Below are 16,006 nucleotides of genomic sequence, written 5' to 3' on the forward strand. Positions count from 1 at the left end.
GCCGGAGGCACGGAAGTGACCGCCGCCGGAGGCGCGGAGGCGACCGCCGGAAGTGCGGGAGAGGTCGCCGCCGGAGGCGAGGGGGCGGTCGTCGTTCCCTCGTACCGGGTCTGGGCGCTTCCCGGGCTGCCCGAGGTGGCCGCCGGGGACGATCTGGCCAAGCTGATCGCCTCCGCGTCGCCGGAGCTCGCCGACGGGGACGTCCTGCTCGTCACCTCCAAGATCGTGAGCAAGGCCGAGGGCCGGGTGGTCGCCGCCGACGACCGCGAGGAGGCCATCGACGCCGAGACGGTGCGGGTGGTGGCGCGGCGCGGCACCCTGCGGATCGTCGAGAACCGGCAGGGGCTCGTCATGGCCGCCGCCGGGGTCGACGCCTCCAACACCCCTTCCGGCACCGTGCTGTTGCTGCCCGAGGACCCCGACGCCTCGGCGCGGCGCATCCGTTCGGGGCTGCGCGAGGCGCTCGGCGTCGACGTCGGCGTCGTCGTCACGGACACCTTCGGGCGGCCCTGGCGCGCCGGCCTCACCGACGTGGCCATCGGCGCGGCCGGCGTGCGGGTCCTCGACGACCTGCGCGGCGGGACCGACGCGCACGGCAATCCGCTGAGCGCGACCGTGGTCGCCACCGCCGACGAACTCGCCGCCGCCGGAGACCTGGTGAAGGGCAAGGCGGCCGGGCTTCCCGTCGCCGTCGTCCGCGGACTGCCCCATGTCGTGGGCGGCGACGGCGAGGAGGGCGCGCGGGCGCTCGTGCGCTCCGCGGCCGACGACATGTTCCGGCTCGGGACCTCGGAGGCCGTACGGGAGGCGGTGACGCTGCGGCGGACCGTACGGGAGTTCACCGACGAGCCGGTCGACCCGGGGGCGGTCCGGCGGGCGGTCGCCGCCGCCGTGACGGCCCCGGCGCCGCACCACACCACCCCGTGGCGGTTCGTCCTCCTGGAGTCGGCGGAGTCGCGCACGCGGCTGCTCGACGCGATGCGGGACGCGTGGATCGCGGACCTGCGCCGGGACGGCAAGTCCGAGGAGTCCGTCGCGAAGCGGGTCCGGCGCGGGGACGTCCTGCGCAACGCGCCCTACCTCGCGGTGCCCTGCCTCGTCATGGACGGCTCCCACCACTACGGCGACCCGCGCCGGGACGCCGCCGAACGCGAGATGTTCGTGGTCGCGACGGGTGCGGGCGTGCAGAACTTCCTCGTGGCGCTCGCCGGTGAGCGGCTCGGCTCGGCCTGGGTGTCCTCGACGATGTTCTGCCGGGACGTCGTACGGGACGTCCTCGGGCTGCCGGACGACTGGGACCCGATGGGCGCCGTGGCGATCGGCCACCCGGCGGCCCCGCCGAAGGAGCGTCCGGCGCGGCTCGCCTCGGAGTTCGTCGAGGTGCGGTGACCCGCCCCTGAGGTTCAGAGGTGGGTGATGTTCCCGGGCGTCATGCGGGGGCCCCTGCGCGGGGGCACGCGGCCGCTGAGGAGGATCAGGCGGGCGGCGCGGTGGCGCTGACCCGCGTACGGGGCCAGGAGCTCCAGCATCGCCTCGTCGTCGGCCGTGCGGTCGCCCGCGAGCGCCCAGCCGACGATCCCCGGCAGGTGCAGGTCGCCGGTGGTGACCTCGTCCGGGGCGCCGTTGCTGCGCTGCACCGTCTCGGCGCTCGTCCACGGGCCGATGCCCGGGATCAGCTCCAGGCGCTCACGGGCCGCCGGCGGGTCCATGAGCGCGGCCTCCTCCAGGCGGGGCGCGACCCGCGCCGCGCGGACGATCGTGGCCGAACGCTTGCCGTCGACGTTCGCGCGGTGCCACTCCCAGGACGGGATCCGCGCCCACGCGCGCGCGTCCGGCATCACGTACATGCCGTCCGGCGCCGGGCCCGGGGCCGGTTCGCCGAACTTCCGCACGAGCGCCCGCCACGACCCGTAGGCCTCGTGCGTCGTGACCTTCTGCTCCAGGATCGACGGGATCAGCGACTCCAGGACCAGGCCGGTGCGGGTGAGACGCAGACCCGGGCGGCGGCGGTGCGTCGCCAGGAGCAGCTTGTGGCGGGGGACGAAGGCGGTCGGGTCGTCCTCGGCGCCGAGGAGGGCGGGGAGGCGGTCCAGGAGCCAGCCGGCTCCCGGGCCCCACGCCTCGGCGCCGGGCCGCCCCTCCTCGATCCGGACCCGGAGGGTGCCGGGGCCGTCCGGGGTGCGGCTGGCCCGCCAGACCGAGCCGTCCGGGGTCGCCCGGAAGGTGGGGTCGGCGGGGCCCCGGCGGAGCGGGCCGAGGGTGAGGCCGAGGTCCGTCACGGCCCCGGGCAGGAGGATGTCGCCGCCGCGCACGGTGGTGCGGGTGGTTCTGGGTGCGAAGCGGCCGGCCATGCCCCTGAGCGTAGTCGCGCGGGACCGCGCCCGGTCCCGCCGTGCGGGGCGCCGCCCCGGGGCGGGACGGTGCGTCCGGCCCCTCGGCGGGACCGCCGGACGGTCAGGCCACACCGGGAGGTGCCGCCTCCCCCGGCACACCGCCCCCGGGCCGCGGTCCACCGTCCGGGCGCAGCCCGCCCGGCGGCCCGGCGGGCGGGCTGCGGGGGGGCGGGCTACTGGTCCGAGGAGAAGCGGACCGCGCCCGCGGGGAGGGTGGTGTCGCACCAGATCCGGACGCCCTCGCGGAGCTCGTTGTCCGGCCCCACCTGCGCCCCGTCCCCGATGACCGCCCCGCTGACGACCGTACGGGCGCCGATGCGGGCCCCCGCGCCGATCAGGGAGTCCGTGATCACGGCGCCCGGTTCGACGATCGCGCCCGCGAGGAGCGCGGAGCCCGTGACGCGGGCGCCCTCGCCCACCACCGCGTCCGCGCCCACCACCGTGCCGCCGGTCAGCTTGGCGTCCGGGGCGACGCGCGCGGACGGCAGGACCAGGCGGTCGCCGCAGCGGCCGGGGACGGCCGGGGAGGGGGCGCGGCCGAGGACCAGGTCGGCGGAGCCGCGGACGAAGGCCTGCGGGGTGCCGAGGTCCAGCCAGTACGTGGAGTCGACCATGCCCTGGAGGTGGGCTCCGGAGGACAGGAGCTCCGGGAAGGTCTCGCGCTCGACCGAGACGGGGCGGCCCGTGGGGATCGAGTCGATGACCGAGCGCTTGAAGACGTACGCGCCCGCGTTGATCTGGTCCGTGACGATCTCCTCCGGCGTCTGCGGCTTCTCCAGGAAGGCGGTGACGCGGCCGGTGTCGTCCGTGGGGACCAGGCCGAAGGCGCGCGGGTCCTCGACCCGGGTGAGGTGGAGCGAGACGTCCGCGCCGGAGGAGGAGTGGGTGTCGACGAGGGCCTGGATGTCGAGGCCCGTGAGGATGTCGCCGTTGAAGATGAGGACCGGGTCGTCGGGGCCCGAGTGCAGGCGCGAGGCCACGTTGCGTATCGCGCCGCCGGTGCCCAGCGGCTCCTCCTCGGTGACGTACTCCAGGCTGAGGCCGAGGGCGGAGCCGTCGCCGAAGTACGGCTCGAAGACCTCGGCCAGGTAGGAGGTGGCGAGCACGATGTGCTCGATGCCGGCGGCACGGGCCCGGGCCAGCTGGTGGGTCAGGAAGGGGACGCCCGCCGCCGGGACCATGGGTTTGGGCGTGTTGACCGTGAGGGGTCGCAGCCGTGTGCCCTTGCCACCGACCAGGAGGATCGCTTCTGTCACCTTGTCGTCTCTGCTTCCTGTTCGGGGCCGGTCAGCTCGCCCGTCTCGGTCGTCCGTGCGATATGACCGGTCAGTTTATGCAGATGGTTGCCTCCCTGCCCCCATCAGAGCCTCCCCTGGTACTTCGCCGAGCTCGTCCGGGCCGTGCCGAGCTTGTTGTACAGGCGTCCGCCGGGGCAGTCCGTGGCGAATCCGTCGCGGTGTCCGGCGATGGCGTTGAACCGGACCTTCTTGCCCTTCTTGTACAGGTTTCCGCCCCCTGAGATCAGGTACGAGGTCCCCTTCGGATTCACCCCGTGGAGCCCGAGTTTCCAGGCCGTCAGGCGGGCGATGGCGGTCACGGCGGCGGCCGGCGGGGCGCTGCGGCTGAAGGTGCCGAGGACGGCGATGCCCATGCTGTCGGTGTTGAAGCCGAGGGTGTGCGCGCCCATGACCGGTTTGGCCACGCCGCCCGCTCGGCCTTCGTAGATGTTTCCGCACTTGTCGACGGCGAAGTTGTAGCCGAAGTCTCGCCAGCCACTGCTCTTGACGTGGTAGCGGTAGATACTGCGCAGGACGGAGGGGGCCTGCTTGCAGGTGTAGTTGTTGCCGGTGGCGCTGTGGTGGACGAAGGCCGCCTTGATGGTCTTCGTGTAGACGAAGCCCTTCTCGCGGATCCGCTCGTCCGCGCCCCACCCCTTACGGGTGATGATCTTGGGCCGGGGCCCGATGTACGGCTTCGCCGCCGCGGCCGCCGCCGGGCCGGCGGGGACCGCCCGCGCCTGCGGCACGTTCCGGGCCTCGATCTCGGTCTCCTCCTTCGAGAGGGCCGGGATCCAGGTGGCACCGTGGGGCGCGGGGCGGGCGTTCACCGCGCCCGCGGCCTCCTCCGCCGCGCCCGCGGCGGCCCGGGCGGCCGGGGCCGCGGCGCCACGGGTCCGGGGAGCGGTCTCCTCCGGTGCCGCCTCCGGGTCCTCGCCCGGGTCCACCAGTTCGAGCCGGAGGCCCGCCGGGAGCGGCTCCTCTCCCCGTACGCGGATCTCGACGCCGTCCGAGTCGCCCACCCACAGCGGGGCGGTGGAGCCGCGGAGCGCCCGGGCGGAGCCTTCGGCGGTGCCGGGGTCGGCGCCGTGCTCCTCGTTGTGGGTCTCCACGTCCTGCCACGGCGACCAAGCACCGCCGCCGGTGGCGCGGGTGCGGACCTGCACGGCGCCGTGCAGCGGGGCCGCCGGGTCGTCCCAGACGACGCCGACGAGCGAGAAGGGTCTGACGTCGCGTCGGGTGAGCCCCTGCGCGCCGGAGCCGGCCGCGTCGCCAAGGGCGCGCGTGGCGGCGCCGAGCGGTTCGAGGGGCAGCGACTGGGTGGAGCCCGGCAGTTCGGGCGCGGGTGGCAGTGCGGGGGCGGCCGCGGGTGGCGCCGTGGCCGCCGCCGGCACGGTGAGGGAGACCGGCAGGGCGAGCACCGCCGCACAGGTGACGGCGATCGAGGAGGCGAGTGAGGCACGCATAGGCCGATCGTGCGTACCGCCGGGGTGTTCCGCGCGCCGGGGACCGGCCCGGAAACTGACGGGCCGTCGCTCCGACCGGAGGACGCCGTCACCGGTACGGCGGACCCGCGCGCACCCGCCCGCGTACGCTGTCCGGCGTGAACGCCAGCGACCGCACCCCTGCCGACCTGCTGCGATCCGCGCTCGCCGCGGACCCCGCCCGCCCCTTGGTCACCTTCTACGACGACGCCACCGGTGAGCGGGTGGAATTGTCCGTCGCCACCTTCGCCAATTGGGTGGCCAAGACGGCGAACCTGCTCCAGGGCGAGCTGTCCGCCGGGCCCGGCGACCGGCTCGCGCTGCTGCTGCCCGCGCACTGGCAGAGCGCCGTCTGGCTGCTCGCCTGCGCCTCCGTCGGCGTGACCGCGGAGATCGGCGGCGACCCCGCGGACGCGGACGTCGTGGTGGCGGGGCCGGACGCCCTGGAGGCGGGTCTCGCCTGCTCCGGGGAGCGGATCGCGCTCTCCCTGGCCCCGCTGGGCCGCCGCTTCCCGGCCGCGCCCGCCGGATACGCGGACTACGCGGTCGAGGTGCCGAGCCAGGGAGACCGGTTCGCCCCGTTCGTACCGGTCGATCCGGAGGCTCCCGCGCTCGTCGTCGACGGTACGGAACGCAGCGGGTCCCAGCTCGTCGAACAGGCCCGCACGGACGCGGCGGCCCTCGGCCTCGCCCCGGGCGCCCGGCTCCTCTCCGGCCTCGGCTACGGGGACTGGCGGGGGCTCTCGTCCGGCCTGTACGCCCCCCTGGCGGCGGGCGCGTCGGTGGTGCTCTGCCGGAACCTGCACGAGCTGGCGCCCGAATCTCTGGAGAAGCGCGTGGAGAGCGAGCGGGTGACGCACACGGCGCTCTGAACGGCCCGTCCTCCTGCCGGACGAGCACGCCCGTCCGCCCACCGGGCCGGGCGTGCCCACCGACACCAGCCCGGCGCCCCTCCGTCACGCTCCGGCATCCGCCCCCACGCGCCCGGGCGTCGTCCCACCACCAGGACCCTCTGGAGAAGCGCGTGGAGAGCGAGCGGGTGACGCACACGGCGCTCTGACGCCCACGGACGAGGGACACCCGCCGCCCCGGCTCACAGGAGGCCGCCCGGGTCACCGGGCACCGGCCCGAGGTCCTCCGGCAACGGCCCCCGCCCCGATCGGCACACCTTTTGGCGTAGTACCGCGTCGAGCCCCCGGGTGCCCGCCCCGTCTCCGGTACATGATCGGCCGGGGGGAGTCGACTCCTTCCGCACAACCATGCGTCGGGTTCGGCCGTCTCCTTCTGTGACCGGCGGACGCCCGGCGCGCCGCCGACGCCACGAAGGACGGACCCAGACGTGACGGACCGTGCAGGCACGCCCGCCGAACCGGATCCCCCGGCCACGGAGGACGAGGCTCCCGGCGCCCCGGAGGAGCCGCGCCGGCGCCACTGGCTGCGCTGGACGGCCCTCGGCGTCGCGGTCGTCGTGCTGGCCGCCGCGGGGGTCGGCTGGTGGTTCTACCGGAAGCTCGACGACAACATCACCACCGACACCACCGCCGCCGCCGAGCTGGAGAAGTACGAGAAGGAACGGCCTCCGGCGAGCACCTCGGCCGCGCGGAACATCCTGCTCATCGGCTCGGACACCCGGGCCGGCGAGGGCAACCGCAAGTACGGCAAGGACAAGGGCACCCAGCGCTCCGACACCACGATCCTGCTGCACCTCGCGGCGGGGAGGTCGAGCGCGACGGCCGTCTCCCTGCCGCGCGACCTGATGGTGACGATCCCGAGCTGCCGCAAGGCGGACGGGTCCCGCACCCGGGAGCAGTTCGCGCAGTTCAACTGGGCCTTCGAGTTCGGCGGCACGGCGTGCACGATCCGTACCGTCGAGAAGCTGACCGGGATCCGGGTCGACCACCACATGGTGATCGACTTCCGGGGCTTCAAGAAGATGGTGGACGCGGTGGACGGGGTGGAGGTCTGCCTCAAGGAGCCGGTGAACGACCGGGACGCGAAGCTGAAGCTGCCCGCGGGCCGCCAGACGCTCCACGGCGAGCAGGCCCTCGGTTTCGTGCGGGCCCGCAAGTCGATCGGGAACGGCAGCGACACCGAACGGATGGACCGCCAGCAGCAGTTCCTCGGCGCCCTCGTCAACAAGGTGCAGAGCGACGGCGTGCTGCTCAACCCGACCAAGCTCTACCCGGTCCTGGACGCGGCCACGAAGGCGATCACCACGGACCCGGGGCTCGACTCGCTGCGGGACCTGTACGACCTGGCGCGGAACATGCGGGCCATCCCGACCGAGAAGGTGCAGTTCCTCACCGTCCCGCGCCGCTCCTACCGCTACGACGCGAACCGTGACGAACTGGTACAACCCGCGGCGGACGACCTCTTCCGGCAACTGCGCGAGGACAAGCCCGTCCTGGTGACGCCCGACAGCGAGAAGAAGGACGGCGAGCGGGGCGGGGGCACGGACGGGGACGGGAAGCCCGACGGCACGGAGACGTCGCCGCCGTCGGCGACGCCGACCTTCACGGGACGGAACGCGGCGGAAGGGGTGTGTGAGTAAAGCGCGCCCCAAGGCGAGCGCGGCGACCGATGAGGTTTGGGCAAATTGCCCGGTTGTAAGGGGCGTGGAATTTGTCACGGACGTCGCCCCACGCTGAACTGGGCGGATAGTGTGACGCGATCCGGTGCACCCCGACCGCGTGGTCGCACTCAGCAAGGATCGAACGACCGAGAGAGCGGCGCCCTGTGGGGGAGGCGCCTCGCGTGGCACCGACGGAGGACTCGAGTAACCGTGGACGCGCACAGCCGTGGACGGGCGGACGAGATCGACCCCGCCGACCAGTGGGTCCTCAACCCGCAGACCGGCAACTACGAACTGCGACTGGACCGCTCCGCTGGGCAGTCGCAGGCGCAGACCCCGCCCCGTACCCGGAGATCCTCCCCCGCCGCACCCGCGTCGACACCCGCCCCCGAGGCGCCCGTCCCCGGCCAGCGCCGCCGCCGCGCCCCGGAGCCGCCCGCGGGCGGCCAGGTGCCGCCGCAGAGCCGCCGCAAGCGCAAGCAGGGCGCCGGGCGCAAGAAGAAGGTCCTGCTGTGGACCGGCGGCACGATGGCCTTCGTGCTCGTGGGCGGCGCCGCCGGCGCGTACGCGATCTACAACAAGCTCAACAACAACCTCGACGTCGTCGACGTCGTCGGCAAGAACACCAACGCCGGTTTCTCCAAGGGCGAGGCCTTCAACATCCTGGTCATCGGCACCGACAAGCGGACCGGCGAGGGCAACGCGGGCTACGGCGACAAGGACAGCCCCGGCCACGCCGACACCACGATCCTCTTCCACGTCTCCAAGGACCGGACGAACGCCACGGCGCTCTCCATCCCGCGCGACATGAAGACCGACATCCCCGAGTGCCAGACGCGCGCGGCCGACGGGAGCATCAAGACGATCCCCGCCGAGACGGACGTCCGCTTCAACGTCAGCCTCGGCCAGGGCGGCCGCGACCCCGGCTGCGTCATGCGCACGGTCCAGGAGCTCACCGGCGTGGAGGTCGACCACTTCATGATGGCCGACTTCAACGCCGTCAAGGAGATGACGACCGCCGTCGGCGGCGTGAAGGTCTGCGTCGAGAAGGCCGTGAACGACCCGAAGTCGCATCTGAAGCTCCCCGCCGGCGAATCGGTCGTCAAGGGCGAGCAGGCCCTCGCCTTCGTCCGCACCCGGCACAGCTTCGGCAACGAGAGCGACCTGGACCGCATCAAGGTCCAGCAGCAGTTCCTGAGTTCGATGATCCGGCAGATGAAGTCGGACGACACGCTCACGGACCCGGGCAAGCTGTACGACCTCGCCAACGCGGCGACGAGCGCCCTCACCGTAGACTCCGGCATAGGCTCGCTCACCAAGCTCCAGGACCTGGCCCGCGAGCTGTCCTCGATCGACACCAAGAACATCGCGTTCACGACCCTGCCGGTCATCGACAACCCCGCCGAGAAGGTCAGGGCCACCGTCGTCCCCGACCCGGTGAAGGCGCCGCAGCTGTTCGCGATGATCCAGTCCGACACCTCGCTCACCGAGGTGAAGAAGAAGCAGCAGGACGCCAAGAACGCGCAGGCCGCGCTCCTCAAGGGCACGCGGTCCACCGCGGCCGAGGTGCGCGTCGACGTCTACAACGGCAGCGGCGTCACCGGCGCGGCCCAGTCGACCATCAACTGGCTGCAGAACGAGCAGGGCGTGAACCGCTCCACCAACAAGAGCAACGCCCCCGAGAAGGCGGCGAAGACCACGCTCACGTACGCACCGAACCAGGCCGATCAGGCCCGCAAGCTCGCGGACATGATGGGTCTGCCGGCCACGGCTCTCAAGCCGGGCACGCAGGACGCCGGGGAGCGCGAGCCCATGACGCTCGTCCTCGGCGCCGACTTCAAGGGCGCGGGGATGCCCATCACCGGACCGGCAAAGGCGCCGAAGGATCTGGAGAAGGTAGCAGCTGACAAGCAGGTGTGCGCCAAGTGACCCGGAAACACCGGGTCTTGGACACTGCTGACTGACGAGGGGACCTGGGGTGGGACAGAGCAGCGTGCGTGGGGAGGGAACGCGGGGACGCGTTCCGCGCGCCCGTGAACTGGGCTGGGACGACGACCTGCACGGCGCCGGCGAGGCGACCGGCGCGCAGGGCGACGCTCCCGAGGAGACGGACACCGACGCACCGGCGTCGACGCGTGCGTCGCGCCGGCGGGGCGGGGGCGGCACGGGCCCGAGCGGACGCGCCGCCGCGCGCCGCCGCGCCAAGAAGACCGGCAAGCGCAAGGTGCTGCGGTGGACGGCGATCACGCTGTCGCTGCTGATACTCGGCACGGCCGGAGCCGGTTACCTGTACTACGAGCACCTGAACGGCAACATCCGCGGCGGCAGCCGCGCGGGCGGCGACAGCGGCGTGAAGCGCGCCGCGCCGAACGCGCTCGGCGACACGCCGCTGAACATCCTTCTCATCGGCTCCGACAGCCGGAACGACGAGAAGAACATCGCCCTCGGCGGTGGCCGGGACGACAAGAACCGCAAGCCGCTCGCCGACGTGCAGATGCTCCTGCACATCTCGGCGGACCGGAAGAACGCCTCGATCATCTCGATCCCGCGCGACACCGTCGTCCACATCCCGAAGTGCACGGACAAGGACGGCACGTCCTACGCCGCCACCGACACCCGGCCCATCAACGAGTCGCTCCAGCGCGGCGGTCCGGGCTGCACCCTCACCACCTGGGAGAGCCTCACCGGGGTCTACATCGACCACTGGATGATGGTCGACTTCGCCGGTGTGGTGGCGATGGCCGACGAGGTCGGCGGCGTCCCGGTCTGCGTCAAGACCGGTGTCTGGGACCGCTCGACCAAGGCACAGCACGGCGGCTCCGGCCTCAAACTGCCGGTGGGCACCCACGACATCAAGGGCGAGCAGGCCCTCCAGTGGCTGCGCACCCGGCACGCCTTCGGCAGCGACCAGAACCGCGCCAAGGCCCAGCACATGTACATGAACGGCATGATGAAGCGGCTTCAGGAGCAGAACGCCTGGACCGACACCGGCAGGCTGACCGGCCTGGCCGAGACGGCCACGACGGCGCTCCAGGTCTCCGACGAGATCCGCTCCGTGAAGAAGCTGTACGACCTGTCGATGCAGTTCAAGAACGTGAAGCTGGACCGCCTCACCACGGCCACGGTCCCGACGGTCGAATACCCGCAGCGGCCCAAGGAGTGGCTGCAGCTGGTCCCGTCGTCCGCCGACAAGATGTGGGCAATGCTCCGCGACGACGTCGCCCTCGACAAGAACGGCGACCCCTCCGACGGCAAGCCGAAGCCGTCGAAGTCGACGAAGCCGAAGACCCCGGCCGAGGACCCGGCCTCCATCGCCGTCACGGTCGTCAACGGCACCGACGGAGACGGTCAGGCCCCCGCCGAGGGCCGGGCCAAGAAGATGGCGACCACGCTCCAGGGCAAGGGCTTCACGCAGGCCGAGGCCACCCAGGAGGGCGAGGGCCGCAAGGACACGGTCGTCACCTACCCGAAGGCGAGCGGCGAGCAGGGCAAGTCGAACGCCCAGTCCGTGGCGACGGCCCTCGGGCTGCCCGCCTCGGCCGTCCGGGCCGACACCGCCGCCGACGCGCAGGGCATCACCCTGATCGTGGGCGCCGACTGGCGCGAGGGCGACACGTACAAGAAGCCGAAGACCGCGGCCGGCGACCTGCCGGAGGGCGCCGACGACAAGGCGGACTGCATGGACATCTACTCGGTCTACAAGTGGGACGGCAAGAGCTGACCCCACTCGACCGCGTACGGCGAAGGCCGGGCCCCTCGGGGGTCCGGCCTTCGCCGTGGTGCGCTCGTGGGGTCCGGCCTTCGCCGTGGTGCGTACGGGACGGTCGGACGCGCTCCGTCCTCACCGTCCGGACGCGGCGCCCGTCCGCCGCGTTACCGCGAACGGGGGACACCGGTGCGCGCCGAGCGGGTGGTGCGCCCTTGCGCTGATCGTATGGGCCTACCGTGCTCTCGGTCCCCTGGTCCCACCCGCGGAGGTGCCCGTCCGTGCCCACACCGCCCCGCACGCCCCGTCCCCGGCCCGCCGCCCGTCGCGTACCGGTCCGCCGGCGGAGGCGGCCCCGGTGGGGGATGCGGATGGCGACGGCGCTCTCCGTGGCGGTCCTCGCGGCGGGCGGGATCGGGCACGCGCTGGTGACCGGCCTCGACACCGGGATCACCCGGGTCGACCCCTTCAAGGACATGAAGAACCGGCCGCAGGCCGGGCACGGGATGAACGTCCTGCTCGTCGGCACGGACGGCCGCGACCGGATCACCCCCGAGGAGAGGGCGAAGTACCGGCTCGGCGGCGCCCCCTGCCACTGCACCGACACCATCATGCTCGTCCACATCTCCGAGGACCGGGAGCGGGCCAGCGTCGTCAGCCTGCCCCGCGACTCGTACGCGGAGATGCCCGAGCACACCGACCTGACCAGCGGCAAGAAGCACCGGGCCCACCCGGTGAAGCTCAACGCGGCCTACGCCGAGGGCGGGCCCGGGCTGACCGTGCGGACCGTCGAGTCGATGACCGGCGTGAAGATCGACCACTACCTGGAGGTCGACTTCACCAGCTTCATGCGGACCGTCGACGCCGTCGGCGGGGTGCAGGTCTGCACGACGCGCGCCCTGAAGGACTCGTACACGGGACTCGACCTCTCCCCCGGCACCCACGAGCTGGACGGCGGTCAGGCCCTGCAGTACGTGCGCTCCCGGCACATCGACGGGGACGCCGACCTCGGCCGGATGCATCGGCAGCAGCGGTTCCTGGCGGCTCTGATCGAGCAGGTGACGAGCGGCGGGGTGCTGCTCAACCCGGTGCGGTTCCGTGAGGTCGCGACGACGATGCTGGGCTCCGTGCGGGCCGACGAGGACTTCGGCACGGACCAGCTCCTCGCCCTCGCCAAGGCGATGCACGGCTTCACCCCCGCCTCGTCCGAGTTCGTGTCCGTGCCGATCGGGGACATGGGCTTCCCCGTGAAGGGCATCGGCTCGACCGTGAAGTGGGACGCGGCGAAGGCGCAGAAGCTGTTCCAGGCCGTACGGGAGGACCAGCCGCTCTCCCCGCAGAAGGCGGCCTCGGCCTCGGCCTCTGCCAAGGCTCCCAGGGCGGTCGTCGTGGACGTGCCGCCGCGGACGGTCCGCGTGCAGGTCTACAACGGGACCCGGACCGACGGTCTCGGGCGGAAGGTCGACGACGCGCTGCGCGCGACCGGCTTCGACACGACGCGCACGCCGAGGACCGGGGCGGGGCGGGAGCGGGGGCGGACGGTCGTCGAGTACGACCCCCGGTGGGACCGGTCGGCCAAGTCCTTGGCGGCGGCCCTGCCGGGGGCGGAGCTGCGGGCGGTTCCGGGGCGGGGCGGGACCCTGCGGGTCACCGTGGGGGGTGACTACAAGGGGGTCACGGCGGTGCGGGCGGAGGCTTCGGCGGCACCGTTCGAGGCGGTCACGGGGGACGAGGTGGTGTGCCCCTGACGACGCCCGGGCGGGGCCGCCCTGCGGGGCGGTGCCCCCGACCACCCGCCCGTGTGGGCAATCGTCCCGCTGGGCGGGACGGGTGGGCACACGGGACGGCGCCCTTCAGCGGCGCCCCGCGTTCCGTGCCTGGACCCGCACCACTGGTGCGCCGTGCACGGGGTGCGGGTTCAGGCGCTTGAGCCTCTGGCGCCGGCAAGGGCGCCGTTCCGTTGTGCCCACCCGTTCCGCCCCTTGCGGAACGCCTGCCCACAACGGGGCGCGGGGGGGGTGGGCACCGTCTCGGCGGAACGACTGCCCACAACGGGGCGCGGGGGCGCCGGCCCCGTGGGCGCGGGCCGCGGCGGGGTCAGTCCTCGTAGCCCTCGGCTGCTCGGCGCTCTCGGAGTTCTTTGATCGCCTGGCGGCGAGCCAGCCGATGGGTGCGGCGGATCTGCGCCTCCTGGTTGCGGCGCTTGTCCTGCTCGGTCTCCGGGATGACCTGGGGGACCGGGCGGGGCTTGCCCTCCGCGTCGACGGCCGCGAAGACGAGGTAGGCGGAGCCGACCTGGGTGGCGGGCGTGGACTCGTTCCAGCGCTCGGCCATGACCCGTACGCCGACCTCCATGGAGGAGCGGCCGGTCCAGTTGACCTGGGCCTTCACGTGCAGCAGGTCCCCGACCCGTACGGGCTCCAGGAAGGCCATCTCGTCCATCGAGGCGGTGACGGCCGGACCGCCCGAGTGCCGGCCCGCGACGGCGCCCGCCGCGTCGTCCACCAGCTTCATGATCACGCCGCCGTGCACCGTGCCCAGGAGGTTGGTGTCGTGGCTGGTCATGATGTGGCTGAGGGTGGTGCGGGACGCGGAAGTCGGCTTGCCCGGAATGCCGCCCGGGATATCGCCCTGGTCTGTCATGTCCTCCACCTTATGCCGGGTCCGATCCCCGTCCCCGTCGGGTCCGCTTTGCATCAGCTTGGCAACAGCAGCGCTCCGATCCTCCACCCGGGCTGTCGTCCGGAAAGCCCTGCCCGGCACACTGGTCCGTATGAATGACTGGCCCGATGACGGCGGATACGGCCGCGGCAGCGCGAACTCCCAGCCCGAGGGACCCCGCCGGATGAGCCATGTGCAGCGCCCGCAGGTTCCGCAGCAGCCGCCCCGCCGCCACGAGGGCCAGGGCTACAACCCGAACTTCACGCAGGCGCAGAACCAGGGGTACGACTCCGGTTACAGCAGCGGCCAGGTGTACGGCGGCCCCCAGAACCAGGGCGGCGGCGGTCGCGGTGGCATTCCTCCGCAGTACGCGCCCCCCGGGCCCGGCCGGCCCGCGCCGGACTGGCGCAAGCGGATCAAGGTCGGCTCGATCGTGCTGGTCGTCGGCGTCCTCGCCTGGGGCATCGGCACCTACGCCTGGGCCAGCTCGCAGATGCGCAACGAGGTCGACCTCTCCAAGGTCATCGAGCGGCCGGAGGAGGGCGACTGCACGACGTATCTGATCGTCGGCTCCGACAGCCGTGAGGGCATGTCCGCCGAGGAGAAGAAGAAGCTCCACACCGGCTCCGCCGAGGGCAAGCGGACCGACTCGATGATGATCCTCGCGGCCTGCTCCAGCGGGAACACGATGGTCTCGCTGCCCCGCGACTCCTGGGTGACGATCCCGAACTTCGTGGGCTCCGAGTCGGGCAAGTCGTACCCGGCCCGCGGCGGCTCCAAGCTGAACGCGGCCTACGCGATGGACGGCCCCGAGCTGCTCGTGCGGACCGTCGAGTTCAACACCGGCCTGCACATCGACCACTACGCGGAGATCGGCTTCGCCGGATTCGCGAACATCGTGGACGCGCTCGGCGGCGTCGAGCTGAACATCGACAAGGGCTTCAAGGACAAGAAGTCCGGCGCCGACTTCCAGGCGGGCACGCAGACCCTCAACGGCGAGCAGGCCCTGGCCTTCGTCCGCACCCGGTACGCCTTCGCCGAGTCGGACCTGCAGCGGACGAAGAACCAGCAGAAGTTCCTCTCCGCCCTCGCGAACCAGGCGGCGACGCCGGGCACGATCCTCAACCCGTTCGCGCTGTACCCGACGCTCGGCGCCGGTCTGGACACGCTGATCGTGGACAAGGACATGTCGCTGTACGACCTCGGGAAGATGTTCTTCGCGATGAAGGGCATCAGCGGCGGCGACGGCAAGTCCATGAACATGCCGATCTCCGGCACCGCGCCGCAGAACTCCCTGAAGTGGGACATGCCGAAGGTGAAGCAGCTCGTCGAGCAGATCAGGAACGACGAGCCGGTCACCGTGACCTCGAACCGCTGACCCGCTGGTAGCCGCCTAGCCTGGAAGAGGGGTCTCCCCCAGCGAGGCGGTGTGCCATGTCAGAGGACAGCAGGTTCTGGGCCTCCGGTGACTGGCGGGTCTCCGAGGGGAAGGAAGACGAGTTCATCGAACGGTGGACGGCCTTCCTGACCTGGACGAAGAAGGACAACGAAGGCTTCCGGTTCGCCCGTCTCCTCCGTGACACGGGCGAACCGCGGCACTTCGTCTCCTTCGCGTCCTGGAGCGACCCGGACGCCATGAGCGCCTGGAAGCAGAAGCCCGAGTTCGCGGAGCACTTCGGCGCCTGCAAGGGCCTGTGCGACGAGATGCAGGCCGGCGGTTACATGCTGGCCGTGGCCGTATAGCGCGAGAGGCACCCCCGAGGGGGTGCCTCTTTCCGTCGGGTTTCCGTCGGGTTTCCGTCGGGCGTGCGCCGGACCGTTACGGGAGGTTGCGGGCCATGACGATGCGCTGGACCTGGTTGGTGCCCTCGTAGATCTGGGTGATCTTGGCGTCGCGCATCATGCGCTCGACG

The 16,006-nt window shown here is 72.5% G+C and carries 13 protein-coding genes; 8 read left to right on the forward strand and 5 right to left on the reverse strand.

The genetic code is table 11. The features are described from left to right. Positions 1 to 15 precede the first annotated feature (15 nt). Complete coding sequence (locus ACFYUZ_RS38435) at positions 16 to 1,389, forward strand: coenzyme F420-0:L-glutamate ligase (RefSeq protein WP_389317615.1); 1,374 nt, start codon at positions 16 to 18, stop codon at positions 1,387 to 1,389. A 14-nt stretch (positions 1,390 to 1,403) separates the two neighbouring features. Here the strand turns inward: ACFYUZ_RS38435 and ACFYUZ_RS38440 are convergent, their stop codons facing one another. The 3 genes from ACFYUZ_RS38440 to ACFYUZ_RS38450 all read right to left on the reverse strand — a co-directional run bounded on the left by ACFYUZ_RS38440 (position 1,404) and on the right by ACFYUZ_RS38450 (position 5,136). After that, on the reverse strand, positions 1,404 to 2,351 hold the full coding sequence (locus ACFYUZ_RS38440; protein WP_389317618.1) for a DNA-3-methyladenine glycosylase family protein: 948 nt from the start codon (positions 2,349 to 2,351) through the stop codon (positions 1,404 to 1,406). Between the two features lie 215 nt (positions 2,352 to 2,566). Next, on the reverse strand, positions 2,567 to 3,649 hold the full coding sequence (locus tag ACFYUZ_RS38445; protein ID WP_389317621.1) for a sugar phosphate nucleotidyltransferase: 1,083 nt from the start codon (positions 3,647 to 3,649) through the stop codon (positions 2,567 to 2,569). A gap of 104 nt (positions 3,650 to 3,753) precedes the next feature. After that, positions 3,754 to 5,136, reverse strand: a complete 1,383-nt coding sequence (locus tag ACFYUZ_RS38450) for a peptidoglycan recognition protein (protein ID WP_389317624.1) — start codon at positions 5,134 to 5,136, stop codon at positions 3,754 to 3,756. A gap of 137 nt (positions 5,137 to 5,273) precedes the next feature. Here ACFYUZ_RS38450 and ACFYUZ_RS38455 point away from each other — a divergent pair, with 137 nt between their 5' ends. The 5 genes from ACFYUZ_RS38455 (at position 5,274) to ACFYUZ_RS38475 (ending at position 13,180) form a co-directional block, all read left to right on the forward strand. Further along, the gene (locus tag ACFYUZ_RS38455; protein ID WP_389317627.1) at positions 5,274 to 6,026 is read left to right on the forward strand and encodes a TIGR03089 family protein; all 753 of its coding nucleotides are present in this window, start codon (positions 5,274 to 5,276) and stop codon (positions 6,024 to 6,026) included. 467 nt (positions 6,027 to 6,493) lie between these two features. Further along, a complete protein-coding gene (locus ACFYUZ_RS38460; RefSeq protein ID WP_389317630.1) occupies positions 6,494 to 7,705 on the forward strand; it encodes an LCP family protein in 1,212 nt (403 codons plus the stop codon). A 231-nt stretch (positions 7,706 to 7,936) separates the two neighbouring features. Continuing rightward, positions 7,937 to 9,655 carry an LCP family protein gene (locus ACFYUZ_RS38465; RefSeq protein ID WP_389317633.1) on the forward strand — a complete coding sequence of 573 codons (1,719 nt, stop codon included), beginning with the start codon at positions 7,937 to 7,939 and terminating at the stop codon, positions 9,653 to 9,655. A gap of 49 nt (positions 9,656 to 9,704) precedes the next feature. Next, positions 9,705 to 11,447 (forward strand): LCP family protein, encoded by a 1,743-nt coding sequence (locus ACFYUZ_RS38470; protein ID WP_389317635.1) that lies wholly within the window; start codon positions 9,705 to 9,707, stop codon positions 11,445 to 11,447. Positions 11,448 to 11,797: 350 nt separating this feature from the next. Beyond that, positions 11,798 to 13,180: an LCP family protein gene (locus tag ACFYUZ_RS38475; RefSeq protein WP_389317637.1), complete on the forward strand. Its 1,383-nt coding sequence runs from the start codon at positions 11,798 to 11,800 to the stop codon at positions 13,178 to 13,180. Positions 13,181 to 13,529: 349 nt separating this feature from the next. Here the strand turns inward: ACFYUZ_RS38475 and ACFYUZ_RS38480 are convergent, their stop codons facing one another. Then, a complete protein-coding gene (locus tag ACFYUZ_RS38480) occupies positions 13,530 to 14,075 on the reverse strand; it encodes an acyl-CoA thioesterase (protein ID WP_389317639.1) in 546 nt (181 codons plus the stop codon). Between the two features lie 130 nt (positions 14,076 to 14,205). On the opposite strand from ACFYUZ_RS38480, the gene ACFYUZ_RS38485 reads away from it, so the two are divergent. Both ACFYUZ_RS38485 and ACFYUZ_RS38490 read left to right on the forward strand, forming a co-directional pair. Next, positions 14,206 to 15,471 carry an LCP family protein gene (locus tag ACFYUZ_RS38485; protein WP_389317641.1) on the forward strand — a complete coding sequence of 422 codons (1,266 nt, stop codon included), beginning with the start codon at positions 14,206 to 14,208 and terminating at the stop codon, positions 15,469 to 15,471. Between the two features lie 56 nt (positions 15,472 to 15,527). Continuing rightward, the gene (locus ACFYUZ_RS38490; protein WP_389317644.1) at positions 15,528 to 15,836 is read left to right on the forward strand and encodes an antibiotic biosynthesis monooxygenase family protein; all 309 of its coding nucleotides are present in this window, start codon (positions 15,528 to 15,530) and stop codon (positions 15,834 to 15,836) included. Positions 15,837 to 15,912: 76 nt separating this feature from the next. On the opposite strand, the gene ACFYUZ_RS38495 is transcribed toward ACFYUZ_RS38490, so the two are convergent. Beyond that, positions 15,913 to 16,006 (reverse strand): acyl-CoA dehydrogenase family protein (locus ACFYUZ_RS38495; RefSeq protein WP_132919430.1); only part of this gene is annotated, 94 nt, incomplete at its 5' end.

The sequence above is a fragment of the Streptomyces sp. NPDC004266 genome, assembly GCF_042874095.1.
Lineage (GTDB): Bacteria > Actinomycetota > Actinomycetes > Streptomycetales > Streptomycetaceae > Streptomyces.